The organism is Rothia terrae (genome assembly GCF_014705925.2).
Lineage (GTDB): Bacteria > Actinomycetota > Actinomycetes > Actinomycetales > Micrococcaceae > Rothia > Rothia terrae.
Window position 1 is genome coordinate 2,162,211 of record NZ_CP061539.1, and the last position, 24,907, is coordinate 2,187,117.

Below are 24,907 nucleotides of genomic sequence, written 5' to 3' on the forward strand. Positions count from 1 at the left end.
TGATTATTCAGCACGGGATTTTTATTTAAATCTGCTCGCCCAGAACATCTTCCATCAAGGTGTCTTCGTTGGCCTCTTTATTGTTCTGAATGGAGACAATCTGACCGTCTCGCATCACGGCAATGCGATGGCACAGCTCTACGAGTTCGCTCATCTCAGAACCAATAATCATAATTGAGGTGCCGTTAGCGGCAAGGTTCTTGAGCATATCGTAGGTATCGCTACGCGCACCGACGTCAATGCCACGCGTGGGATGGTTCAAAATCAACAAGTCGCACTCGGTGATCATCCCGCGGGCAAGCGCCACCTTCTGCTGGTCGCCACCGGATAAGTTACCGATTTCTCCCTGAATATTGGTGGTCTTGATGCGCAGACGCTGCACCTGGCTCACCACATCACGCAGAGCGGAAACCTCATGCACAAAACCAGCTTCGTTCGTTTGATCGCCCATTTTAGCGTCCGGGTCGATATCAAGGTTTACGCGGCCCAGAAGCTCCAGGGCGCGCTCACGCTACTCTTCGGCGGGCTTATTGACGTGGTAGGACGCACGGAAAATTGCCTGAACTACAGTCAGCTCAGGGTCAACCTTGAATTTCTGGCGAATAGAACCGATACCAACAGCCATTGCCTCTTCAGGAGTTTCAGCAACGTAGCGCTCGCCAGCAATCGTCATCATACCGCTATCAGGTACGTTGTAGCCTCCGAGAATAGAAATGAGGGTAGATTTGCCCGCACCGTTTTCACCCAGAAGCCCAATAACTTCTCCGCGATCAACGTCAAAATCAACGCCGCGAAGCGCACGGGTGTGACCGTGTGATTTTGTCAGCCCTCGAATGCTGAGCAAATTGTTCACTTCTTGATCTCTCCTTCAAGGCCTACTGCCCTAGACCCAACGGTACGAACTCTCTGCGTCGGTGAGGTTGTTACCTCATTTAAGAGTTTTAGTTAGTTTCATTAATGATTTGTTATCACTATAAATTCCACCGAGAGCACCATAAGTTTTAGTAATTAGAATGTATAAGAAAAAATAGCCACAGACAATCTTGTCTAAGATAGCAGCTGCCCGCGAGAAAAATTAGCTTTTTCACTAGGGGCATTAAAGAAAATAAACCTGCAGAGTTTGCGCACAAACAGACGCGTAGCAACACGTAACTTTACACCCCGGCAGAGATGGCGCCCTCCATAAACTCTATTTCTTTTCTCCTCGCAGGTCAGACGACATTTAGGTCTACGTTTGCGAGTTACCTGAGCACGCAAAAGCGGCACCCGATGTCCTCGGATGCCGCTTTGACTCAGCAGGTGCTACATCAACTTACTGCTGGATGCTTCTCGCAAGAATGTCGCGCTGGTCCTTGAGAGCCGGAGGCAGTTTGTCACCGAAGGTTGCAAGCCACTGGTCGATACCAGGAAGCTCCTGTGCCCATTCGCCTGCTGAAACATTCAGTGCAGCCTTGAGCTCTTCGTCAGAGATTTCCAAGCCCGATACATCAAGATCATCCTTACCCGGAACCGTACCCACGAAGGTCTCTTCACCTTCGGCAGTGCCTTCTAGACGATCAAAGATCCACTTGACCACGCGTGAGTTCTCGCCGAAGCCCGGCCATGCAAAGCCGCCGTCAGCGGTGCGACGGAACCAGTTGACGTAGTAAATCTTAGGCATGTTTTCGGCACCGTACTTCTGACCAAGATCAAGCCAGTGCTGGAAGTAATCGCCGGCGTTGTAACCGATGAACGGAAGCATCGCCATGGGATCGCGACGCACTACGCCAACCGCGCCCTTTGCGGCAGCGGTGGTTTCCGACGAGAGGGTAACGCCCTGGAACACACCGTGCTCCCAGCTCTTAGCCTCAGACACCAAAGGCACGGTGGTCTTGCGACGCCCGCCGAAGATAATCGCATCCAACGGAACACCCTCAGGTGCGTAGTACTCTTCAGCGAGCATATCTACCTGGGAGATAGGGGTGCAGAAACGCGAGTTGGGATGAGCTGCCGGACGTCCTGACTCAGGGGTCCAGTCATTACCCTGCCAGTCAATCAGATGTTCGGGAACCTCATCGGTCTTACCCTCCCACCAGACGCTGCCGTCATCGGTGAGCGCAACATTGGTGAAAATAGTGTTGCCTTCAGCGATAGCACGCATAGCGTTAGGGTTGGTGGGCCAGCCGGTACCGGGGGCAACACCAAAGAGACCCGCCTCGGGGTTAACAACGCGAGCCTTATTGTTCTCGTCAAAGCGAATCCACGCGATGTCATCACCAATCATCTCGGCCTTCCAGCCATCGATTGCCGGTTCCATCATGGCGAAGTTGGTTTTACCGCATGCCGAGGGGAAAGCTGCTGAAACGTAGCGGCTCTTACCTGCGGGATTGGTGACTTTGAGAACCAGCATGTGTTCTGCCATCCAGCCCTCATCGTGGGCAAGTGCAGATGCGATACGCAACGCGTAGCACTTCTTACCCAGCAGTGCGTTACCGCCGTAGCCCGATCCGAAAGACCAGATTTCACGGGTTTCAGGGAACTGGACAATGTACTTCTCGAGGTTGCAAGGCCACGGAACATCCTCTTGCCCCTCAGCCAAGGGAGCACCCACAGAGTGCAACGCCTTGACAAAGAAAGCGTTAGTCTTGCTCATCTTCTCAAGAACATCGGTACCGATGGTTGCCATGATGCGCATTGAGCAGACAACGTAGGCGGAGTCGGTGATCTCAACGCCGTACTTGGGGTCTTTAGCATCCAGTGAGCCCATGACAAAAGGAATCACGTACATGGTGCGACCGCGCATACAACCGCGGTACAGCTTGGTCATGGTCTGCTTCATCTCAGCGGGGTCGCGCCAGTTATTGGTAGGGCCAGCTCCCTCAGCGGTCTGCGAGCAGATAAAAGTGCGCTCTTCGACGCGGGCAACATCGTCCGGGTCTGAAAACGCTGCGTAAGAATTCGGGAACTCGTGGTCGCTCAAACGTACAAACGTACCCGCATCCACCAACTCGCCAGCAAGACGGTCATACTCCTCTTGGGAACCGTCAGCCCACACAATGCGATCCGGCTGCGTTAGCTCTGCGATCTCGCGCACCCACTGAACAAGCTCAGTGTAGTTGGTCGGTGCATTATTGATGCTCTGCTCAGCTTCTGCTGTCAAAGCGGTTGCCATTGAAATGTCAGTCATCTGACGTTTCCCCTTTGTTGCTCCATATTTCAGCACTACGCTGTACTGAACTATTTGACGCTTCCGTAAAACCTCATAGTCGCTCACCGGTCTACCAAGCCCGGGAACGAAAAAACGCGCTAGAAACCTCAACGATTACATAGCGCGACTGTTGTCTTACAAAAACAGCTCACCTCTTCGTGATGTAACCAGATAACCATAAAGTCCTCGGTTTCACCACGATTTATGAAATTTCGGGGAATTTTGAATGGCCAAAAGGACGCTAAAAAATATTTTTTGGGCGATTTTTCCGCGGAATCTCGGGTTTTTTACCCTCAAAACCCCCTACTTGAGATGACAGTCACACGATTTCGATTTGCACGCTCCCCAAAACCTGCGTAGAGTATTACTCGTTGCTGAGGCAGTCAAGCGATTGAAAGCCACTGCAAAATGCGCCTGTAGCTCAACGGATAGAGCATCTGACTACGGATCAGAAGGTTGGGGGTTCGAATCCCTTCGGGCGCACAAACCAAATCCCCGCTTCGAAAGAAGCGGGGATTTTTTGTTTAACCAAACCAATAAAGCCCCTAGTGTGACAGCCTTCACCACATAGCAACACATTTTTAAGGTCTATGTGATGCAGGTAGTGCGTGAAAGTCACCCACAGCTTCTAAAATAGGAGTGACAGGCAGACGCCCCCAATCGTTCAGGAGAAAATTAATGAGCAGCGTCAACATCAACGTTACCGACGAAAGCGGCGAAACCCGCCCCGCTGAATGGAATGAGGATCAGACCCTTCTCGACACCCTCTTGGCAAACGGCTTTCCCGTACTTGCAACCTGTGGCGGCAACGCATCCTGCGCTACCTGCCACACCTACATCGACCCTGAGCATATCGAAGCCAGCGGCGAGCGTACCGAAGCTGAAGCTGACCTTCTGCTGATGCTGGACGATGTTGCAACCGAAAATTCCCGTTTGGCATGCCAGACTGAATACTCTGTAGAGATGGACGGCGCGACCGTTACCCTCAAAGCTGGGATGTAATTTATGGCAGGCTTTTCACCACGTTCTGTGCTGGGTGTAGGGGCGCTCTGCGCGACCCTGCTTCTTTCAGCGTGTTCGACCCAGCAGGACGCGGCGCTACAGCCCCCATCCCCCACTCCCCCTTCTAGTAGCGCAAGTGCAACCGCCGAGGCCTCCCCTATTGGGGCGACTAGTGCGAGCGCGAGTGTTGCTTCTGAGGACCCCTCGCCCACGGCGGCTCAGCCGACGGTTGTTGAACAGGACCCCGTTGTTCCTTCTGAGCAACCGCAAGAATCATCTCAGCCCACCGGCACGGAGACCACCGTCGAACCTGTTCAGCCCTCTGAATCGGCTCGTGCCTCTGAGCAGGCCTCCACACCCGCTCAGGCGTCTGATGACGCATGTAGCCTGAGGCAGACCGTTGTATCGGCAGAAGCAAAGGGTGGCGCGGGAGCGGCTGGCTCTCAGTACCTCACGCTTACCTTCACCAATAACGGTTCTACGCCGTGCACGATTTCTGGCTACCCCACCGTCAGCTATGTTGATAATGCGGGGCAGACCATCGGTGCGCCGGCGTCCTTGGCTGCTGAGTGGACAAGCAGCGCAGTGACGCTTGAGCCGGGACGCAGCACCACGGCGATTCTGCGCGAAACGCGGGCGGATCTCTTTGGCGACCGTTGCAAGCCGGTGACCTCTAGCGGTTACCGCATCCAGCTACCGCAGACCACCGAGTCACTGTCTATTCCTTACCCCTCAGAAGGATGCAGCGACACTTCGATCCAGCAGCTCAGCGTGGGTCAAGTAGGAGCTAGTGTTTAGAGAAGATTTCTATACCAAAAGTGCCCGGGCAGTTTCTAGTGAAACTGCCCGGGCACTTTTTATCTCGCTCAAAGCTCTACAGATTTAGAGGGTGCTGGTTGCATCCTCAAAATCAAAGCGGACGCCGCGGGGGTATGAGGTTTCGCCGCCGTGACCAATGTTCACGACCAAGAAGGGGGTCTGGTCTTTATCAGCAAAGAATTCCTTCTCAATTGCCGCGAAGTCAGCGCCGCTCATGGGACCGGAGTCCAAGCCCAGTGCGCGCACAGCGGTGAGGAAGTAGCCTGCCTGCATATTAGCGTTGTTCATACCCATGGATGCGCTGAGCTCGGGCTGAGAATCAAACATGCTCTCAAGAGCAGCTGCCTGGGGCGCGAACTCGGCAAAACGCTTGTGCCACTTTTTATCAACGCTCAAAATCGCGGTAACGGGAGCACTGGAGACTCGCGCCTGATTGCCCTCAGACATGAACGGCACCAGACGCTCGCGTGCTTCAGCGGAGCGAACCCAGGTAATGCGTAGGGGCTGCGAGTTGAAGGCAGTTGCGCCCATACGGGTGATTTCGTAGATATCGCGCAGTTCCTGGTCAGTTACTTCCTGATCGGAAAAAGACTGAACGGTGCGGGGCTCGTGGAACAGAGCCTGAATGGATTCTTCGTTAATACGTGCCATGAAAATTCGCTTTCTCATCTGTGAAATTTATTTTCCGTATCAACTTTATAACTAGAATTCCTTTTTAGCATCCCCTCACCAAAGTGATACCCGTCAACAGCCACGCCGCGTCGTTGATAGAGCTTCAAGGCTGGAATAATAGATCGTATGGTTAGTGCCCTTGAAAAGTTTTCCCCCAGCACCCGCACCTGGTTTCGCGGTGCTTTCTCAGCACCCACAGCCGCACAGGAAGGTGCGTGGAAGACTATCTCAGCAGGTAGGCACGCCTTAATCGTTGCGCCCACTGGCTCCGGTAAAACACTCGCAGCTTTTTTGTGGGCGCTCGATAAACTGCACCACGACGCGCAGGATCCCCAAACGTCTGTCGAGCTAGATGGCGTAGCGGGCACAGCAAGCGAAGGAACGAAGGTTCTCTACATCTCGCCCCTTAAAGCACTGGGTGTGGACGTGGAACGCAACCTGCGAGCGCCACTGATCGGCATCGCGCAAACAGCAAAACAGTACGGCCACACTCCCCCGCAGGTAACCGTTGGTGTGCGTTCGGGTGATACCCCCGCTAAAGAACGCCGGTCGCTCATTGCACATCCGCCCAATATTTTGATTACCACGCCCGAGTCGCTGTATCTGATGCTCACCTCTAAAGCGCGTTCGACGCTCACCGGCGTGCACACTGTCATTATCGATGAGGTTCACGCGGTTGCAGGCACCAAACGCGGCGCGCATCTTACCGTCTCTTTAGAACGCCTGGATCAGATTTTAGAGGTACCCGCTCAGCGCATTGGCCTCTCGGCGACCGTTGAGCCGGTGTCTACCGTCGCGCGTTTTCTCGGTGGCACTGCGCCGGTTGATATTGTGCAGCCGCCCTCTGAAAAAGAGTGGGATTTGAAAGTCTCTGTTCCCGTACCCGATATGACGGTACTGGGTGGACCAAACGCCTACGGCGAAGGCGATAACTCATTCTCTTCTGCTACCAAACCCCCGCAGGACAGCCTCGCCTTACCACCTGCCGCTCGCAAGGAAGCTGAACGCGAGCGAGCACGCGACATGGCTTTTGAGGCATCTGCCGATTTTAGTTTTGACGACGGCGTGGTTGAGGGTGACTCGTTGGCAAGCGAGCCTGAAGACCTTGGCAGCGCCGGAGTTGCGAACGCACAAGATCTGACGCTTGCTGAATCCCTGGGAATTATCCCGCCGTCAGGGCGAACACAGCGGTCAGAAGACGGTAAGACGCTTGCTCCGCATGAGCAGCAGTCTCCGATGCCACCTTCTCAAGCGTCCATGGACTCTGCGCTGGCGGATGCGATTGGCGTTTTCCCCGGGGAAGAAGCTGAGGGTGCGGTGGAATCTAAGGCACCAGATTTTACTACCCCTGACATGGTGATTGAAGAAATCACCCCGCAGCCCTCTACCAGTGCCCCCGCTACCCCCACCGAAACCGGTGGGTATCAGGCGTCCATCTGGCCACACGTTGAAGAGCGCATTGTTGATCTTATTGAAGAAAACCGCTCGACTATTGTCTTTACGAACTCGCGTGGTCTTTCTGAAAAGCTAACCGCCAGACTCAACGAAATTTACGCCGACCGCGTTCGATCTCGCGCTGAGGCCGCCGGTGAATCTCTTGAATCGTCCTCTGGTCAGCCGCAGAATATTACCGAGATTCTGACGCAGGCGCTGAGCAAAAACGCTGTGCGCATCGAAAAGCCTGAGACCGATGAAAAGCTTGAGAAATCACGGGAGAAGCAGCGAACTCCCGCTCAGATGATGGGAATGTCGCAAAGCACCGACGGTGCCCCGCTTATTCTTGCTCGCGCTCACCACGGCTCAGTATCGAAGGATCAGCGCGGAATCATTGAAGACTCCCTCAAATCTGGTCAGCTCAAGTGCGTTGTTGCCACCAGCTCGCTAGAACTCGGCATCGACATGGGAGCCGTTGACCTCGTGGTGCAGGTTGAAGCACCGTTCTCTGTTGCCTCAGGTTTGCAGCGTGTAGGACGCGCCGGCCACCAGGTGGGCGAAGTTTCTCGCGGCTATCTCTACCCCAAGCATCGTGGCGATCTTTTGAACGCAACCGTGACGGTTCGCCGCATGCTGGACGGTCAGATTGAACCGCTGGCTATTCCCACCAACCCGCTTGATATCTTGGCGCAGCAAACCGTGGCAGCCTGCGCGCTAGGGGCCATTGATGTTGAAGCCTGGTTTGAGGCGCTGCGCAATACCGCCCCGTTCGCCACGCTCCCGCGCTCAGCATTTGAGGCGACCCTGGATTTGCTCTCGGGCAAGTACCCTTCCGATGAATTTGCTGAACTACGCCCGCGCATCATTTGGGACCGCGACGCTGGCACCATTGAAGGACGCCCGGGCGCTCAGCGTCTTGCAGTGACCTCCGGTGGCACTATTCCCGACCGCGGACTTTTTCCCGTCTACATCGTCGGTTCAGAAGACTCAAAAGCACCAAAGCGCGTGGGTGAGCTCGATGAAGAAATGGTCTACGAATCCCGCGCCGGTGACGTCATTGCCCTTGGCGCGTCGTCATGGCGTATCGAAGATATTAGCCACGACCGCGTCAGCGTCACCCCAGCCCCCGGAGTGCCCGGCAAACTGCCCTTCTGGCACGGTGAAGGAGGCGGCCGCCCCGTTGATCTGGGCAAAGCTCTGGGCAAATTCACCCGCGAACTCGCCTCTGAGCTGGCAGAAAACCCGGCGGATGCGCGCACCCGCCTGAGTGATATCGGTCTTGATACCTGGGCGGCTGACAACCTTGAAGCTTACGTCCGTGAACAGGTAGAAGCAGTGGGTGCTGTTCCCAGCGATATTCACCTCACAGTTGAGCGTTTTCGCGATGAAATTGGCGACTGGCGCATTGTGTTGCACTCGCCGTTTGGCATGCCGGTACACGCCCCGTGGGCTCTTGCTGTGGGCCAGCGCGCTGAAGCTCAGTTTGGCATCAACGCCTCAGCAATGGCAGCTGACGATGGCATTGTGCTGCGTATTCCCGCCATGGAAGCAGAACCGCCCGGCGCGGACCTTTTTCTCTTTGACGCCGATGAACTCGAAGATATCGTGACCGAGCGGGTGGGCGCATCCGCCCTGTTTGCCTCGCGTTTTCGTGAGTCTGCCGCGCGTGCGCTCTTGTTACCGCGCAAGAATCCGGGCAAGCGAACTCCCTTGTGGCAGCAGCGCCAGCGGTCTGCACAGCTACTAGATGTTGCCCGAAAGTACCCGAGCTTTCCTATTATTTTGGAAACCGTGCGCGAGTGCTTACAAGACGTTTATGATCTCCCCGCGCTCTCTGCCGTCCACAAGGACTTGGACGCCCGCAAAATTCGCATCAGCGAGGTCGAAACCGAAACGCCCTCGCCGTTTGCCCGCACCCTGCTCTTTGGCTATGTCGCGCAGTTTTTGTACGAAGGCGACTCGCCTCTTGCCGAGCGACGCGCTGCCGCACTTTCCCTTGACCCAGCCCTGCTCTCAGAACTTCTAGGACGCGACGAGCTCCGCGAGCTACTCGATACCAATGTAATTCGTAGTGTCGAGGCACGGTTGCAGCATACCGTTGCCGGCTACCGATACAAGGGCGTTGAAGGCGCAGCCGACCTATTGCGTTTGTTAGGTCCGCTCACCGCCGAAGCGATGGCTGCGCGCCTGCGGAAGGAGCATCCACCGCTTGTCGACGATGAAGAAACTGAAGGTGTCGAGCAGGCTATCGATACTGCTGCCGCTCAGTCTTACCTTGACGAGCTGGTAGCGCACACCCGCGCACTTAGCTTCAACCTCCACGGACGCACGCACTACGCGTCCATCGAAGATGCTGCGCGTTTGCGCGACGGTTTAGGCGTACCCCTGCCCATGGGCGTGCCGCTGGCCTTCCTCGAACCGGTGAAAGAACCGCTCTTAGATCTCGTAGCCCGCTACGCTCGCACTCACGCACCCTTCACAGCGCACCAAGCCGCGCACGCGCTGGGGTTGGGCGTTGCCATCGTCGAGACAGCCCTGCGCACGCTAGCTGCCGACCGCCGCGTCTCATCGGGCGATTTTCTGCCCGACGAGCTGCACGAAGAGCTATCCCGCGCCCGCACCGGGGCTGTAGAACCCAATGGCACGCAGTGGGTGGATACCCAGGTTCTTCGAACGCTCCGTTCCCGCTCACTCGCTATCTTGCGGCAAGACGTTGAACCCGTAGCACCAGAAATCTTCAGCAAATTCTTACCGCCCTGGCAACATGTTGAATCGTGGCAGCTTACGGAGAAAAAACAGGCACCGGGAACCTTCGGCGCGCCAACAGGCGGAATCAGCGCAAGCGTCAAACGCGACGAGTCCGCCATGCTTGAAGGCTACGACGGTCTGCTCACCGTCATCGACCAGCTCGCCGGCGTCCGCCTGCCCGCGTCGGCACTTGAGCCACTGATCTTGCGCTCGCGCATCAAGGATTATTCACCGGCTTTGTTAGATCAGGCTATGAGCTCTGGCGATGTCGTGTGGACGGGCGATGGCGATCTTGCCGGCACCGATGGTTGGGTCTGCCTTCATCTGACCGAAGCTGCCGCGCTTACTGCACCCGATGCTGATCAGCGCGCCACAGCGCTCAACACGCTTGCGCCTCTTGACCGCGCTGTCTTTGAGGTTCTAGGCGGCGGTGGTCTGTTTATTCATCAGATTCAATCAGCGTTACAAGCGCGCGTGGCGCAAGCTGGTGGCGATGCACCTATAACACTCAAAGATATCTCGGGTGCACTGTGGAACCTGGTGTGGGCGGGGCTGATTACCAACGACACGTTCGCTCCGGTGCGTGCTCTTCTGGCAGGTGGCGCAACCGCGCACAAGGTGGCTACCCCAGCTCCACGAGCACGGTCAGTGGGGGTGCGTCGCGGTGCCTCGCGTCTGAGCGGCTCCCGTTTTGGTGGCGGCAGTCGATTTGGTTCGATAACCGAAGCGCCAACGGCTGCTCCCATTGATGCCGGACGCTGGTCGCGCGTTGAAGCCGAAGAGCTGGATGCGACCATCGCCGCGCACGCACGTAGCGAGTTGCTCATGGACCGCTACGGAATCCTCACGCGCGGTGCTGTAGCTATTGAAGATATCCCCGGAGGTTTTAGCGCCGTTTATAAGGTACTATCTGCCGCCGAAGAAAAAGGGCTGGCTCGACGCGGCTACTTTATCGAGGGGCTGGGGGCCGCGCAGTTTTCCACCGCCAACACCGTTGACCGTCTGCGCGAGTACGATCGTGATTCCGGTGAGAATCAGCACACGAAAACCGTCACTTTCTTAGCAGCAACCGACCCGGCGAACCCCTACGGCTCAACCCTGAGTTGGCCTGCCGCTCCCTCGTTGGAGGAGCGCGCGTCCGAACCCGGTGAAGCTGAAAGTCTGGAAGAGACGATTACCAATGCGCGGCATAAGCCCGGACGCAAGGCGGGCGCTGCCGTAGTTCTTGTCGACGGCCAGCTCACACTTTATGTGGAGCGTGGCGGGAAGACCATGCTCATTTTCACCGAAGATACGGATGCGGTACGCGCCGCAGCTCCCCTGATTGGTGAGCTGGTGCGGCGAGGGGCTGCCGAAAAAATCATGATTGAAAAAGTCAATGGACATTCAATTCTTGATGTGCTCGCTCCGCTGCCTGCACGGCATCAAGAAGATGAAGCACCTAGTGAGCATCCCGTGACAGCGCTACGCAATGGGCTGTTGGAATCTGGCTTTTACCCCACTCCCAAAGGGCTACGTATGCGCAAAGAGTACTAAGACCTCTATTGACGAACCCAGTGGAAAATTTAACTTGAGTTAAATAATTCATACCTACCGATAAGTAAAGTAGCGATAAAAAGTCCGCTTTTTAAAAGAATCGACGCGGCTCTGAAAATAAAGGGAAGAAAAGAGCCGCGTCGATTTTGGGGATATACAATTATCTATTTATTGGCATCTGCTAGGGGAACTAGCACCATACCAATGCAACGAGCATCGCCAGCGACTATCGCAGAGAACTTTCATACTCTCAGTCACCCACATACCCGTTACAACCACTGGAATTTCAGCCTAAACTGCGGATTGCCAGCAGCAAATAGTCGCAACCTAAAAGGTTGCTACCTGGTATTGAATCGGGGAAAGATTCATAAAACAACAAGGGCTTCTAATGTAACAGACTGTCCCCCACAGCGTCCACACCTCAATACGCCAAAACACCCTTTATTTTAAATTTTTACACAATTTTACCTAGTCAGCACACTTATTTAATTTATTATGGAACTTGTCACATTAGTTCCACCACACAGCCCACATCTATTTTACGGAGAAAACATCCCATGCCCGAAGGAGATACCGTCTGGCGCCAAGCTCGCAGCCTGCACAAAGCACTCGCCGGACGCACCGCCCACAGCACCAGCTTCCGCTACCCCGACGTCGCCGAAGTCGACTTCTCAGGCAAACACATTCACGGCGCACTAGCCCGAGGCAAACACCTTCTACTTCGCATCGACGATTTCACCGTGCACTCCCACCTGAAAATGGACGGCATCTGGCACATCTACGGCGTAGATGACAACGGCAACCCCCAACGCTGGAAACGCCCAGCCTCGGCAGCGCGAGCCATCATCAACGCCAACGCCAGGCAGGACGCAAACGGGCAGCTCGTACCCGGTAGCACCCCTGTCTCAGCCGTCGGATTCACGCTCGGACTACTCGAAATCTTTCCCACCACCGAGGAAAACGAACGACTAGGCTACCTCGGTCCAGATCTTCTCGGAGCAGACTGGAACCCCCAACTGGCCCTCAACAACCTTCTTGCACAACCAGAACGGCTCATTGGCCCGGCGCTTCTAGACCAAAAGAACCTCATGGGAATCGGCACCATCTTTCGCGCAGAAACACTCTTTCTCGCGGGAGTTGACCCGCGCTCGCAGGTAGGTGCTGTGCCCGATCTTGCCCGCGTCATCGAAATAGCGCACCTACTACTTACGGCTAACAGGATGCGCCCGCGACGCGTAACCCGCACCGAACGCGAACCGCTGTGGTGTTACGGCAGGCGCGGCCGTCCCTGCTACCGGTGCGGCTCGTTCATCATCAAAGACGAGCTCTCAGACCTAGGAACTGGCGCTAAGCGTTTTGGGACAGACCGCTACGCACAAACCGAAGAAACGGTTTCACGCATCAGCTTCCGATGCCCTACCTGCCAGGTGCTATACATCTAGACAACAATAAACACCGATAGTTCCGTGCGCTTTGTCTCGCCAGCAGTCCCTCTCGCGTGGTTCGCTGGCGCTCACGACGCGATTCACGCCAGACCCGATGCCAGCTGGCGATACAAAGCACAGCGGACCAGTAGGTTCTATTTCTCGGCGCTTCGATAATGTGAAAAAGCCCTGAGAGCTATCTCGCCGCGCCAGCTCACGGCTGTTCACAAGACGCCAACGTAGAATAAATCCGTGCCTAGAAGAGTATCCCGCCACGAGTTTGTTCAGCCGCTACCGCAACGAAACGGCATTGACCCCGTTGCGCTTTTGTTGCCGCTAGCCGGTGAGGATGCTGCGAGCGCGGCAGCTGCTCAGCCGCCGCGTCCTACCGAAACCTTCGGGGCGAGAACCGTCTTTGAGTATTTGGTCAATCGTTTTTATCCGCACGATCCAGCGATTATTGCCGCGCGTTTTGAGGCGCACGAGGTGAAGGACGCTACGGGAGCGGACGTTGCCCCCACAGCTCCGTTGGCGGGGCAAAAGATTTGGTACTACCGCGAGCTGGGTAACGAGCGAAAAGTACCGTTTGATATGCCGGTTCTTTATGAGGATGAGTGGGTGCTGGCGATTGATAAACCGCATTTTTTGCCGACCACACCCAATGGGTCTTTTGTAGCGCACACCGCTTTAGCGCAGTTGCGGGTGAGAGAGAACAACCCCGATCTGATTCCGATTCACCGACTGGATCGCCCCACAGCTGGCGTTGTACTTTTTGCTAAGACGAAGGATGCCCGCGCACCTTTTCAGCTGATGTTCCAAAACCGTAGGGTTGAAAAGTCCTACGAGGCGGTGGCTGCCGCGGTACCTGAACTTGAGCCGGGGGCCAGCGTGCAGGTAAACACTCGCATCGATAAAACGCACGGCCAGTTGCAGGTGCGCCAGCTCAGCCAAGAAGAGGCATCCGCCCAGGGGTTAGAGACCAACGCGCGGTCGATAGTGACCTGCCTGAAAATTTTTGATCTTCCTGCTGGGATCCTTCCTGAACGCTCTACGCAGAACCCCGCGCTGCCTCTGCCAAGCGGGCGCATGACGCACTATAAGCTTGACCCGATCACCGGTAAAACCCACCAGCTACGCGCACATCTGTGGGCACTCGGCGCGCCCATTGCCGGGGACGTTCTCTATCCATACGCATTACCCATTGCAGACGATGAACCCGCTCTACCGCTACAGCTACTGGCACGCACCGTTACTTTCACGCATCCGATAACAGGTGAAGATATCACCATCACAAGCCACCGCAAGCTAGCACTCGCGCCGTAGAATTTTCACAGCACACGTAAGGATTTTTCAATGAGCACCCTCAACATTTCTCACGATTATTCGCACGCGGCCGCTGTGGCAGCGCGCTCTGTGGTACGGCATTTTGGACGTCGTGCCTTCGGCATTCCCGGCACACTGATTGGAGCCGTGCAGGTACCCGACAACCGAACCCGCGTACAACGTTTTGCGCACTGGCATTACTGGTGGCAGGCACATTTCTTGGATTGCGCGGTGGACGCCGGATTCCGCCGGCTACGCGAGGGCAACACCGAATCAGCGCAAGCCTGGCTGGGTAAAGCGCAAGAAATTCAGCGCGGCATCGTTACCCGTAACTTCGGCACCGTCATCAACGATTTCTACGATGACATGGCCTGGTTGACCCTAGCGTTGGGCAGGCTCAATGCTCTGCATCGCGCCCTTCACGGCGTTGGTAGCATCAGCACTCAAGATGCCGGCGTCACCCTCTACAACCAGCTCACCGACGCCATTGATGATTCTTTGGGCGGCGGCGTGTTCTGGTCGAAAAAACGCGACTTCAAGAACACTCCCGCCACCGCTCCCACCGCGCTGGCACTGGTCCGCGCGCACCGAGGCGATGAAGCCGCTCCCCTGCTGAACTGGCTGGGTGAAAACCTGTGGGATGACGACAATTCAGCGTATCTGGACGGTATTCGCATCACCGGAACCAACGAGTCAGGCGCTTTCGACACCGCGGTAGAACGCGCACTGTACTCCTACAACTCTGGCCCTGTGCTCTCTGCTCTGCTTGAGCTAGAACCCACCGATGATTTACCCCTGTGGCGTTACCGCACCGAACACGCGGCCGATATCATCGGCGGTGTCGCCCACCACTTTACCTGCGACTTCAACGATGACGGCACCACCATTCGCGTGCTCACTACCAAAGGCAGCGGCGACGGCGGACTATTCACCGGCATCCTCGCGCGCAACCTGGCAGATGCATCCACCAACCCAGAATTGAACGCCGCGTCCCGTGCAACTGCCCGCGAACTCGTCCTCAATACCGCCCGTATTCTGTGGGAGGGACGACGCGAGTTCGACCCCGACCTACCGCTCAACGAGTTCGGCATCGACGTCAACGAAATCCGCGGCGAATCCATTGCGCTCTTCTCCCCGGACGTCACCGCCCACACCTCCGAAAGCCTCGTGCCGGGACGCGCCGTGGAACTTTCCAGCCAGCTACAGGCATGGATGATTCTCGAAGCCGCTGCGCGCATTGCGTAAATTCCGGTAGCTGTATCGCTTGCCACCATGATCAGCATGCGCGTATATCGCCTGCTGGCATCGGGGCTGGCGTGAATCGCTTCCGAGCGCCCAGCGCGAGTGAAGCGAGAGGGACTGCTGGCGAGATACGCGTATGTTGAGCCTCGTTACCTGCCTATAACTCATTGAGCCCACCTCCGAAAGACCTCATGACCTCCACACCAGACACACTGACCCCGCTTGAGCGGCAGTCAGTAGCGCGCACCCTGCGTTCGCCTCAGCTACTCTTCATCGAAGTTCTGGCAGGGCTTGTTACCTCACTCGCGCTCATTCCCGAGGCACTCGCCTTCGCCGTTGTTGCGGGCGTTGACCCCAAAGTAGGTCTCTTCACCTCGGTAATTTTGGCGATAACCATTGCCATCGCCGGTGGACGCCCAGCCATGATCTCGGGTGCAGCCGGTTCTACAGCCCTTGTGATTGCACCACTGGTTGCCAGCCACGGCATGAACTACCTCGTCGCCACCGTCTTACTCGCCGGCGTCCTGCAAATTCTCTTTGCGGCACTCGGCGTCGCCAAACTGATGCGGTTCATCCCGCGACAGGTCATGGTCGGGTTCGTCAACGCACTGGCGATTCTGATTTTTTCGTCGCAGCTACCTCAACTAATAGGCGTGCCCTGGCTGGTCTATCCCATGGTCGCAGTGGGCGTTGTACTCGTGTTTGGTCTGCCCAAACTGTCTTCAGCCATCCCTGCCCCGCTGATCGTCATCATCGTGCTCACTCTCTTTGCCGGACTTGCAGGAGCACAGGTACCGACCGTCGGCGACTACGGTGAACTGCCGTCCTCACTGCCGCAGCTCTTCTTCCCGGATGTTCCCCTCACCGGTGAAACCCTGCAAATTATTGCGCCCTACGCGCTGGGAATCACCTTCGTCGGCCTCGTTGAATCGCTCATGACCGCGAAACTCGTTGACGACATCACCGATACTCACTCCAACAAAACCCGCGAATCCTGGGGTCTGGGTATAGCCAACCTCGCCACCGGTATTTTCGGCGGTATGGGCGGTTGCGCCATGATTGGGCAGACCATGATCAACGTCAACGGCGCTCGCGGACGCACCCGAATCTCTACTTTCTTCTCGGGCTTCTTTATTCTGGTCTTGTCACTGGTGCTCGGCGATATTGTGGCGATCATTCCCATGGCAGCGCTCGTTGCCATCATGATTTTTGTATCCCTGACTACCTTTGACTGGCACTCTATTACTCCGAAAACGCTGCGTACCATGCCGCGGTCAGAAACCGTCGTCATGCTGGTAACGGTAGCGTTGACCGTCTTCACGCATAACCTAGCTCTGGGTGTGGGTGCCGGTATTCTCACCGCTATGGCACTCTTCGCCCGACGCGTCGCGCGTTTTGTCACGGTGGACCGTCAGCTCTCAGCCGACGGCAATTCCGTCACCTACCGTGTGGACGGTGAGCTGTTCTTCGCGTCCTCAAATGACCTCTACACGCTCTTTGACTACACCAACGACCCCGCGCACGTTGCGATTGATATGCGGAACTCGCATGTGTGGGACGCATCCACGGTATCTGCACTCGATGGCATCACCACGAAGTACGCCAAGCTAGGCAAAACCGTTCACGTGGTAGGGCTCAACTCCGATTCGCACCAACTCCACGACCGTCTCACCGGCACCCTGTAGAACCGTTAGGACATAAAAATGCCGGGTCATTTTCTGCGGGTTCTGTTCAGGCGTAGACTAACAGTATGCCTAGTTTTACTCCTTACATCGCCACCACCGCAGGCACTGTAGCCTGCGCTGTTGCTGGCTCCATCGCCTCCGACCCTAACAGCCTCTACTACAAGAGCCTCAAGAAACCCGACTGGAACCCGCCCAACCAGGTGTTCCCTATTGCGTGGACTGCACTCTATACGGATATTGCAGCAACCAGCGGGCTTGTGCTCTCGCAGCTCAAACAGCGCGGTAGAAAGAAGGATGCGCGTGCCTACTCCATCGCTCTTGCTACCAACCTGGTGCTCAACGCTTCGTGGAGCTACACCTTCTTCCGCTCGCACAACATGGGTCTGGCGGCTCTCCATGCGGGAGTTCTGGCCGTAAGTTCCGCAGACCTCGTACGACGCACCGCAACCGTTAGTACGCCCGCCGCAGCGGCTCTTGCACCGTACGCTGGTTGGACGGGATTCGCCACCGCACTCTCCACTAAATTCTGGCAGCTGAATAAGTAGCGCCATAACACAAGAAAGGGGCTGGCGGGGATTACCTCCCTGCCAGCCCCGTTGTGCGTTAAACTCCGCTAAAAATCACTCGCTTATGCACCGCGTCGACGCGAGAAGAGAACCGCAGCGGTACCCAATCCAAGCAACGCCAAACCGGCAACAAAAATGCCGTAAGCATTAGCGCCGGTGTGCGCCAGTGAATCGTAAGAGCTTGCGTAGTAGCTATCCTGTGAGCCACGCAAGCCTGCATCGGAGTAGGAGCTCTCCGACGAACGTACGTAGCCGGAAGTATCTGAAGAGTTCACCATAGCAGCATTTTCTGAGCTGTAGTCGGCATCAGAAATACCTGCCTCGTTGACGTAGTCGGGGCGGGTTTCGCAGGCAATGCCGTCGCGGTCGCTATCCAGCGATACACCGTAGCCGTAGTCAGAGGAGGTGATGGGGCCGCCGGTTGCATCCCATACCGCTGCACAGTTTTCGTAAATGAATTCGGTGGATGCGGGATCCGCTGCAGCCTGCGCGACGGGCTGCTGTACTGGTGCTACAGGAGCGACTACCGGAGCAGCTTCCTCTACCGGCGCAACAGGTGCAGGAGCCTCAGATTCTACGGGGGTTACGGGTGCGGGAGTTTCTACCGGTGCCGGGGTCACCTCGGGTGCGGGAGTTTCTTCCGGAGTCGGAGTCACCTCAGGAGCGGGAGTTTGCTCGGGTGTAGGTGTTACCTCGGGGGCGGGTTCCTGCGCGGCAGCTTCTACCGTGATTTCAGTGCCCAGCACGGGAACAGCCTCAATGATTTTGCCATCCTGAACGTACAGGGGCGTAAAGCTGAGAGACGCGGTGCCTTCACCAACCGCCGTAATGTTGCCGACCTCATCGACGGTAAGGATGTCTGCATCGGAGGAGGTCCAGTAACCCGCAATGGTCAGGCCGCCCTGCTGCGTGATTTCGTCTGCGGCTGAGGGCGCAAGAATCTGAACGGTCTGGTTATCGCCAGCAGTCATCGTGGCGTTTTCAACGCCGATGATCGCGTCATCAATTTTTCCGGCGCCAATGGTGAAAAAGCCACTGGGAGTGCCGTCCTGCGCGATATTAGAAGTTGCGGTGGTGACTAGGTAACCGTCAGTGAGGTCGTAGTTGGCCTGTTTGATAGCCACAACTTTGGGATCGGACGCGGTGTCTTGGGGCGCTGCGAATGCCGGGGTGAGAAGCGAGCCGGTTGCCAGTGCGATAGTCGCCGATGAGACAGTAGCTACTTTAAGTATGCGGCGTGAAGCCATTGGGGACTCCTAAAAAGAGTGAATGTAAGTGGTCACTTACGGGGGTATGTATGCAGAACTAATACTACTGAGAGAAATCAATTAAAATACTAGGAATCTAAAGTTAATATGTTTTATTTTTCTTGTTTCCGAGAAAAATTATGTTTACCCATGTCAGAAAGGCGCTGATAAATTTTTGATGCGCTCACGCCACGTCATTATCACGTCATATTACTTATAAGTAGATTTCTTCGCGGCCAAGGTTCTGTGAGAGTGCGAGTTAAATCAAAAAGTGGCGAGACATTTCTGCCTCGCCACTTTTCAACCCGGATTATGCCTTAGCGGCTTCTACTGCCACCAGTAGCTCTTCCTTGTTCATCGTTGAACGACCGGGAATCTTCAGCTCCTGCGCCTCTTTGTACAACTGCGCGCGGGTGACGCTACGCAATGGACGCGTGAGTTCGGTAGCTACCTCACGAGGTTGCTCCATCACAGGCTCAGCCTCAACAGCCTCGGCGGTCTCAGCTGCATCCTCAGGCTGATCAACTTCTTGCACCTCAATCACGGTCTGTTCAACCGGCTCATCTTTGAGATGTTCAATGATTTCTGCGCTATCCTCAGAAACCTCAATGACAGGCTCAACGGACTGCTCAACCCGAGGGGCTGACTTTTTCGTCGAACCCTTCTTCTGAGCCTGCTTCTGGTCAGAAGTTTTCTTTGCCTTTACCGGCTTCTCAGACTTTTTCTTGTCCGACTTTTTCTTTGCCGAGGTTTTGACGTCAGATTTCTTAGACTCAGCTTTCGAGGACTCCACCTTCTTGGATGCTGTTTTTTTCGCGTCCTTCTGGGCCTCTGACTTTTTAGCTACAGACTTCTTGCCTGCATCCTTCTGAGCCTTAGATTTTTTCTCAGACTTTTTCTTATCGCTCTTAGCATCTGAAGAGTCCCTGGGCTTCCATTCGCCCTTTTTGAGTTCGAACTTCTTCTCGAGTTTTTCTTCCGCTTTCTTGTAAGCGCGCTTTTTGCTGCCGTGCTTTTCCAAAGACTTCTCGAATGCTTTTACAAAGCGCTTTTGCGCTTTTTTGTCTGAGCGCTTGAGTTCCTTGGTGAGCTCCGGCGCCTTTGTCTTGTTCTTACCCATGGGTGCGTCCTCTTTTCAAAAGGTGTAGTGGTTGCTGTTCACTCTATCTCCCGCAGGTAAACAGTGCACTTGCTTCAAGTCATAGCCCGTCATTTAACCCCAAATTCATGTTAGTTAGGTAAACTATGTATATGACTGATTGTTCAACAACGTTTGATATTCGCAGGACCACCGAAGCAGATCGCACCTGCATCGCTCGTCTCAACTTCCTTACAGACGTTTTTGGCGATGAGAGCAAAACCCCCTCAGAGGGCTTTAAAAAAGAAACCAAAGTTTACGTTGATGGCTGGGATCCCAAGGACGACGGTCTAGTGGCATGGGACGACACCATCCCCGCAGATGGGACTTGGCTGATTTGGGGCGATGTCGAGAACCACGGCGTTGGTTTTATCGACGAGCGCACCCCAGAAATTGCAATTGCTATCGAACAGCCTTACCGAGGCAAGGGCCTTACATCGCAGCTGTTGAAAGAAATAGTTGAGCTGGCCCGCGAAAACGGCGCGCCGGTTGTTTCTCTGGCGGTTGCACCCGATAACGAACACGCCAAAGAAGTTTACGAACATCTCGGTTTCGTTCCCGCCGAAGACGGTGAAAACAACGAATACTTGACTCTGATTAAGAAGTTCTAAAGCCTACTTCTACTCAGCATGCAAAGGCCCTGCTGGTTATGGCAGGGTTTTTGTGTTTATCCGCCCCGCTTATCTGAAAGTGCGCGATATAAACTAATCGCTATGACCACGCTTCAGCGATTGCGCGCGCACCCCACGGGGACCACCGCCGCTACTGTTCTTACTATTGCCATTCTTTCCCTACTGACCAATATCACCACCAAAGCACAGCTATCTGGTAATGCCGACGCTCTATTTTTCCTTCGCCTAATAGCGAGCAAACTCCTTAACTCCGGAACGCTCTGGGCAGGAATCTGAATTTGGGTTGGTTGGCTTTTTAGCAAACCTTTACTCGCTGTAGTTTTCAGCGTTTTAGCGGCCGAATTGACCCTGACTATTCACTACGCTTTGGGGCAACTAATCGATATTTATGAACCTAGCATCTGGGCAGAGAACTGGCACTGGTTTGTCCTTGCAGCAGTGGCAATTGCGCCGTTGAGCCTGGTGGGTGCATTTTCCCATCACCAAACCCTCCTAGGGTTATTTGCCAGATGCGTCTTACCTGCTGGCGCAATAGCAGAAGCTCTGATGATTTGGTCAAATTCTCCGTCGTACACCATGTCATGGACATTCAAATACGCTGATTACATGACAGCCGCCGTGCTCTTATGCTGTGGAGTTATCGGACTTCTCGTCGCACTGCGTAGCTATCGCTCGTATCCTTCGACGCAATACAAAAGCCGCCGCGCGCGTCCTTAATGAACAGGACGCGCGTGGCGGCTGAGCTTATCGAAGCCAGTTTTTACTGCTCCACTTCGATCACAACCTTGCCCTTATCGGCCTTGAAGTCGATAGCTTCAAGGGTCTTCTCAAAGGGGAAAACCTTGCCGATAACAGGCTTGAACTTGCCCGCTTCTACCAGCTCGGTCATTTTCTCAAGCTGAGCACCAGAAGAGTGCATCAGCAAGAACTCATACCCCACGCCGAGCTGTTTTGCGCGTTTGAACATCTTTCGGCTCATTGCCCACATCGGCAGTTTGAGAACGGGCTTTTTGAGCTCAGCTGCAAAATCGGGAGTGGGCGGCCCTACGATTGAAATCGCAATACCGCCGGGAGCAAGAACCCCAAGAGACTTCTCTAGCGTCTCGCCACCCTGAGTATCAAGTACAACGTCATAGCCGCTCACGACGTCCTCAAAATTCTGGGTGCGGTAATCAATAATGAGGTCTGCACCGAGTTCGCGAGCAAGGTCAGCTTTAGAACCGCTCACGGTTGTAGCAACATGAGCCCCCAGTGCCTTAGCTAGCTGAATAGCTGCGGAGCCAACACCACCGGTACCACCGTGAATCAAAACCTTAGTGCCTTCACGCACCGAGGAACGTTCAGTCAGCGCCTGCCAAGCCGTCAACGAAACCAACGGCAGTGCAGCAGCCTCGTTCATGCTCAGCGACTCAGGCTTGTGTGCAACTGCGTCCTCGTGAATGGCAATTTCATCGGCAAAAGTACCGAACGAGTTGAGTTGTGGTCGCGCGTACACCTCATCGCCCACCGAGAACTCAGCAACCTGCGAACCAACTTCAATGACTACCCCGGCAACGTCATTACCCATAATCATCGGTAGCTTGCGGCTGAGAATGGGCTTGAATTTACCGTCGCGAATCATGGTATCGACGGGGTTGACACTGGTTGCTTTGACGCGGATGAGTACGTCATGCTCCCCCACGCGAGGGGCTGGCACATTCTGCAACTCGATTCCATCTTGACCATAGTGAGTGAGCACAAAAGCTCGCATGATATCTCCTGATATGTCTTTGTGTTTGTAAATCTTTAGGCGGGGTCACCAAGGTGATCCGCTAGGCGGTCAAGTTCGCGCTTTATGAGCGCTAAGTCCATACCGTCAACCGAGCACATCTCATAGATTTTCCGCGGAATAGGGGCAGCTTTTTCTTCAAGTTCTTTGCCGGATGCGGTGAGAAAGAGCACGGTGCGGCGCTCATCGGCAGGGTCGCGTTGCTTTTCAAGATAACCAGCCGCAATAAGGCGTTTGATGAGTGGAGTCAGTGTGCCACTGTCGAGTTCTACCTGCTGAGTGAGATCGCGCATCGCAACCGGTTCTTTTGCCTCCCACATCACGAGCATGACGAGGTACTGCGGGTAGGTGAGATTCAAGCCAGTCAACAGCTCGTGATAGGCGCGTGTGATGGCGCGGCTCGTTCTATAAAGCGAGAAGCAAAGTTGCTTATCGAGTGATAATTCCGTGGTGCTCATACTTTCATCTTATATCAGTTGCTCACCATTTAGTTTTACACACTTGACTTTTACACAATTAAATTGTGTATAATCTATTTAGAGAAGAACACTCGAAAGGAAACCTCATGGAAGCCATTTACACCACCGAAGCACTCGCAACAGGTGCAGGACGCGACGGCAGCGTCCGCACCGCTGACGGCAGCTTTGAAGCAAACCTGGCAATCCCCACCGAAATGGGCGGCTCAGGCAAGGGAAACAACCCCGAACAGCTCTTCGCAGCAGGCTATGCAGCGTGCTTTCACTCAGCTCTGCAGATGGTAGCGCGCAGCCAGAAGAAGAACATCGAGGGTTCATCGGTTGGCGCAAAAGTTTCTATCGGTAAAGAAGGTGAGGGCTTTGGTCTTGCAGTAGAGCTCGAAGTCATCATCCCCGAAATGGCACATGATGAGGCGCAGACACTCGCCGACGCAGCCCACCAGGTATGCCCCTACTCCAACGCAACTCGCGGCAACATTCCCGTGACCGTCACCGTTTCAGACGACTAATCCCACGCTTGGCCTCTCCAGAGGGGCTGAGCGGATATTTTGCGAGCGCGCGATGAAATAAAAATCCCAGCTCCGGAATCTACGCAGTCGACTACACCTACCGCGAGAGGGGAGTTGTGTTGCACTTTTTAGGCTAAAAGTACAACACAACTCCCCTCTCACGCATAAACAGCTCTAGTAGAATAAGCACCGTGGCTAATACCGAATTCTCAAACCCCAATTTTTCATTCGAACTAGGCAACCGCCTTGCTGATACCTGCACCCCGGATGCGGCGCGTATTGAAGCAAACGGCGGACAGTTCCGCGGGCGCACCGGCGTCATTCATACCCCGCACGGTGATATCAAGACCCCCGCGTTCACACCGGTGGGCACCAAGGCAACAGTCAAGGCTGTACTGCCCGAAGCGATGAAAGAACTCGGTTCTCAGGCACTCTTGGCAAACGCCTACCACCTCTACCTGCAACCTGGCCCCGAGGTTTTGGACGCTGCTGGCGGCCTAGGCAAGTTCATGAACTGGGACGGCCCTACTTTCACTGACTCCGGTGGTTTTCAGGTGATGAGCCTTGGTTCAGGCTTCAAAAAAGTCATTGACATGGGCACCGTCGCCAACGCCAAGGGTGCAGACGGACGTCCGCTCGGTGACGATGATGTCGCGGCCGGCAAAGAGCGCATGGCGCACGTTGACGACGACGGTGTTTTCTTCAAGTCCCACATTAACGGCGACATTCACCGCTTCACCCCCGAAATTTCGATGCAGGTTCAGCATCAGATCGGTGCGGACATCATGTTCGCCTTCGACGAGCTCACCACCCTTTACAATTCCCGCGGCTACCAAGAAGAGGCGCTGGAACGCACCCGCCTGTGGGCTTTGCGTTGCATTGCCGAGCATCAGCGCCTGACCGAGGCGCGCGTCGGCAAGCCCTACCAGGCGCTCTTTGGCGTCATTCAGGGCGCACAGTACGAAGACCTTCGACGCAAGGCCTGCACCGACCTAGGCGATATGCCCTTTGATGGTTTCGGCATCGGCGGCGCGCTCGAAAAAGAAAACCTGGGCACTATCGTGCGCTGGTGCGCCGAAGAACTGCCCGAGAACAAGCCACGTCACCTGCTGGGTATCTCAGAACCGGACGATATCTTCGTCGGCATCGAAAACGGCGTGGATACCTTCGACTGCGTCTCGCCCACCCGCGTGGCCCGCAACGCAGCCGTCTACACACCCGACGGACGCTTCAACCTCACCAACGCGCGCTACAAGACAGACTTCACCCCCATTTTTGAGGGATGCGACTGCTACACCTGCACGCACTTCACCAAGGCGTACGTCCACCACCTCTTCAAGGCAGACGAACGTCTGTCAGCAACGTTGGCGTCCATTCACAACGAGCGTTTTATCGTGAAAATGGTGGATGACGCCCGCGAAGCCATCGACAACGGCACCTATTTTGAATACCGTGACGAGTTCTTGCGCCGCTACTACGCCAAGAAAGAAGCTCAGCTC

General features: G+C 55.3%; 16 protein-coding genes, 1 tRNA gene and 2 pseudogenes. 12 read left to right on the forward strand and 7 right to left on the reverse strand.

Annotation, left to right across the window (positions count from 1 at the left end):
- Positions 1-25 precede the first annotated feature (25 nt).
- Positions 26-853: pseudogene (locus IDM49_RS12300) on the reverse strand (ATP-binding cassette domain-containing protein).
- Between the two features lie 459 nt (positions 854-1,312).
- Positions 1,313-3,166 carry a phosphoenolpyruvate carboxykinase (GTP) gene (locus IDM49_RS09905; RefSeq protein WP_190724381.1) on the reverse strand — a complete coding sequence of 618 codons (1,854 nt, stop codon included), beginning with the start codon at positions 3,164-3,166 and terminating at the stop codon, positions 1,313-1,315.
- A 431-nt stretch (positions 3,167-3,597) separates the two neighbouring features.
- On the opposite strand from IDM49_RS09905, the gene IDM49_RS09910 reads away from it, so the two are divergent.
- The 3 genes from IDM49_RS09910 to IDM49_RS09920 all read left to right on the forward strand — a co-directional run bounded on the left by IDM49_RS09910 (position 3,598) and on the right by IDM49_RS09920 (position 4,987).
- Positions 3,598-3,670 (forward strand) — tRNA-Arg (locus tag IDM49_RS09910).
- A gap of 195 nt (positions 3,671-3,865) precedes the next feature.
- Positions 3,866-4,189, forward strand: coding sequence for a 2Fe-2S iron-sulfur cluster-binding protein (locus tag IDM49_RS09915; protein ID WP_168614194.1), 324 nt, complete (start codon positions 3,866-3,868; stop codon positions 4,187-4,189).
- Positions 4,190-4,192: 3 nt separating this feature from the next.
- Positions 4,193-4,987, forward strand: coding sequence for a DUF4232 domain-containing protein (locus tag IDM49_RS09920; protein ID WP_190724382.1), 795 nt, complete (start codon positions 4,193-4,195; stop codon positions 4,985-4,987).
- 84 nt (positions 4,988-5,071) lie between these two features.
- On the opposite strand, the gene IDM49_RS09925 is transcribed toward IDM49_RS09920, so the two are convergent.
- Positions 5,072-5,659: a malonic semialdehyde reductase gene (locus IDM49_RS09925; RefSeq protein WP_190724383.1), complete on the reverse strand. Its 588-nt coding sequence runs from the start codon at positions 5,657-5,659 to the stop codon at positions 5,072-5,074.
- A gap of 147 nt (positions 5,660-5,806) precedes the next feature.
- Here IDM49_RS09925 and IDM49_RS09930 point away from each other — a divergent pair, with 147 nt between their 5' ends.
- The 6 genes from IDM49_RS09930 (at position 5,807) to IDM49_RS09955 (ending at position 17,617) form a co-directional block, all read left to right on the forward strand.
- Positions 5,807-11,398, forward strand: a complete 5,592-nt coding sequence (locus IDM49_RS09930) for an Lhr family helicase (RefSeq protein ID WP_228008083.1) — start codon at positions 5,807-5,809, stop codon at positions 11,396-11,398.
- Between the two features lie 557 nt (positions 11,399-11,955).
- Complete coding sequence (locus tag IDM49_RS09935) at positions 11,956-12,840, forward strand: DNA-formamidopyrimidine glycosylase family protein (RefSeq protein ID WP_190724384.1); 885 nt, start codon at positions 11,956-11,958, stop codon at positions 12,838-12,840.
- A 234-nt stretch (positions 12,841-13,074) separates the two neighbouring features.
- A complete protein-coding gene (locus IDM49_RS09940; protein ID WP_190724385.1) occupies positions 13,075-14,145 on the forward strand; it encodes a pseudouridine synthase in 1,071 nt (356 codons plus the stop codon).
- Between the two features lie 30 nt (positions 14,146-14,175).
- A complete protein-coding gene (locus tag IDM49_RS09945; RefSeq protein WP_190724386.1) occupies positions 14,176-15,390 on the forward strand; it encodes a glycoside hydrolase family 76 protein in 1,215 nt (404 codons plus the stop codon).
- Between the two features lie 188 nt (positions 15,391-15,578).
- The gene (locus IDM49_RS09950) at positions 15,579-17,072 is read left to right on the forward strand and encodes a SulP family inorganic anion transporter (protein WP_190724387.1); all 1,494 of its coding nucleotides are present in this window, start codon (positions 15,579-15,581) and stop codon (positions 17,070-17,072) included.
- A 65-nt stretch (positions 17,073-17,137) separates the two neighbouring features.
- Positions 17,138-17,617, forward strand: a complete 480-nt coding sequence (locus tag IDM49_RS09955; RefSeq protein ID WP_168614187.1) for a TspO/MBR family protein — start codon at positions 17,138-17,140, stop codon at positions 17,615-17,617.
- Between the two features lie 83 nt (positions 17,618-17,700).
- Here the strand turns inward: IDM49_RS09955 and IDM49_RS09960 are convergent, their stop codons facing one another.
- Both IDM49_RS09960 and IDM49_RS09965 read right to left on the reverse strand, forming a co-directional pair.
- Positions 17,701-18,885 carry an excalibur calcium-binding domain-containing protein gene (locus IDM49_RS09960; protein ID WP_190724388.1) on the reverse strand — a complete coding sequence of 395 codons (1,185 nt, stop codon included), beginning with the start codon at positions 18,883-18,885 and terminating at the stop codon, positions 17,701-17,703.
- Between the two features lie 310 nt (positions 18,886-19,195).
- Positions 19,196-20,005: a ChaB family protein gene (locus tag IDM49_RS09965; protein WP_190724389.1), complete on the reverse strand. Its 810-nt coding sequence runs from the start codon at positions 20,003-20,005 to the stop codon at positions 19,196-19,198.
- Between the two features lie 131 nt (positions 20,006-20,136).
- On the opposite strand from IDM49_RS09965, the gene IDM49_RS09970 reads away from it, so the two are divergent.
- Entirely contained in the window at positions 20,137-20,634 is a 498-nt protein-coding gene (locus IDM49_RS09970; RefSeq protein WP_190724390.1) for a GNAT family N-acetyltransferase, read from the forward strand.
- Positions 20,635-21,415: 781 nt separating this feature from the next.
- Here IDM49_RS09970 and IDM49_RS09975 read toward each other — a convergent pair.
- Both IDM49_RS09975 and IDM49_RS09980 read right to left on the reverse strand, forming a co-directional pair.
- A complete protein-coding gene (locus IDM49_RS09975; protein ID WP_168614183.1) occupies positions 21,416-22,405 on the reverse strand; it encodes an NADP-dependent oxidoreductase in 990 nt (329 codons plus the stop codon).
- Between the two features lie 35 nt (positions 22,406-22,440).
- On the reverse strand, positions 22,441-22,881 hold the full coding sequence (locus tag IDM49_RS09980; protein WP_168614182.1) for a MarR family winged helix-turn-helix transcriptional regulator: 441 nt from the start codon (positions 22,879-22,881) through the stop codon (positions 22,441-22,443).
- A gap of 107 nt (positions 22,882-22,988) precedes the next feature.
- On the opposite strand from IDM49_RS09980, the gene IDM49_RS09985 reads away from it, so the two are divergent.
- Positions 22,989-23,408, forward strand: coding sequence for an organic hydroperoxide resistance protein (locus IDM49_RS09985; RefSeq protein ID WP_190724391.1), 420 nt, complete (start codon positions 22,989-22,991; stop codon positions 23,406-23,408).
- Between the two features lie 191 nt (positions 23,409-23,599).
- A pseudogene (gene tgt / locus IDM49_RS09990) lies at positions 23,600-24,898 on the forward strand (tRNA guanosine(34) transglycosylase Tgt); the annotation flags it as partial.
- Positions 24,899-24,907 lie beyond the last annotated feature (9 nt).

Bases quoted from the DNA above. Each gene is read 5' to 3' on its own strand.
- IDM49_RS09905 (WP_190724381.1), bottom strand. From the start codon at position 3,166: ATGACTGACATTTCAATGGCAACCGCTTTGACAGCAGAAGCTGAGCAG.
- IDM49_RS09915 (WP_168614194.1), top strand. From the start codon at position 3,866: ATGAGCAGCGTCAACATCAACGTTACCGACGAAAGCGGCGAAACCCGC.
- IDM49_RS09920 (WP_190724382.1), top strand. From the start codon at position 4,193: ATGGCAGGCTTTTCACCACGTTCTGTGCTGGGTGTAGGGGCGCTCTGC.
- IDM49_RS09925 (WP_190724383.1), bottom strand. From the start codon at position 5,659: ATGGCACGTATTAACGAAGAATCCATTCAGGCTCTGTTCCACGAGCCC.
- IDM49_RS09930 (WP_228008083.1), top strand. From the start codon at position 5,807: ATGGTTAGTGCCCTTGAAAAGTTTTCCCCCAGCACCCGCACCTGGTTT.
- IDM49_RS09935 (WP_190724384.1), top strand. From the start codon at position 11,956: ATGCCCGAAGGAGATACCGTCTGGCGCCAAGCTCGCAGCCTGCACAAA.
- IDM49_RS09945 (WP_190724386.1), top strand. From the start codon at position 14,176: ATGAGCACCCTCAACATTTCTCACGATTATTCGCACGCGGCCGCTGTG.
- IDM49_RS09950 (WP_190724387.1), top strand. From the start codon at position 15,579: ATGACCTCCACACCAGACACACTGACCCCGCTTGAGCGGCAGTCAGTA.
- IDM49_RS09955 (WP_168614187.1), top strand. From the start codon at position 17,138: ATGCCTAGTTTTACTCCTTACATCGCCACCACCGCAGGCACTGTAGCC.
- IDM49_RS09960 (WP_190724388.1), bottom strand. From the start codon at position 18,885: ATGGCTTCACGCCGCATACTTAAAGTAGCTACTGTCTCATCGGCGACT.
- IDM49_RS09965 (WP_190724389.1), bottom strand. From the start codon at position 20,005: ATGGGTAAGAACAAGACAAAGGCGCCGGAGCTCACCAAGGAACTCAAG.
- IDM49_RS09970 (WP_190724390.1), top strand. From the start codon at position 20,137: ATGACTGATTGTTCAACAACGTTTGATATTCGCAGGACCACCGAAGCA.
- IDM49_RS09975 (WP_168614183.1), bottom strand. From the start codon at position 22,405: ATGCGAGCTTTTGTGCTCACTCACTATGGTCAAGATGGAATCGAGTTG.
- IDM49_RS09980 (WP_168614182.1), bottom strand. From the start codon at position 22,881: ATGAGCACCACGGAATTATCACTCGATAAGCAACTTTGCTTCTCGCTT.
- IDM49_RS09985 (WP_190724391.1), top strand. From the start codon at position 22,989: ATGGAAGCCATTTACACCACCGAAGCACTCGCAACAGGTGCAGGACGC.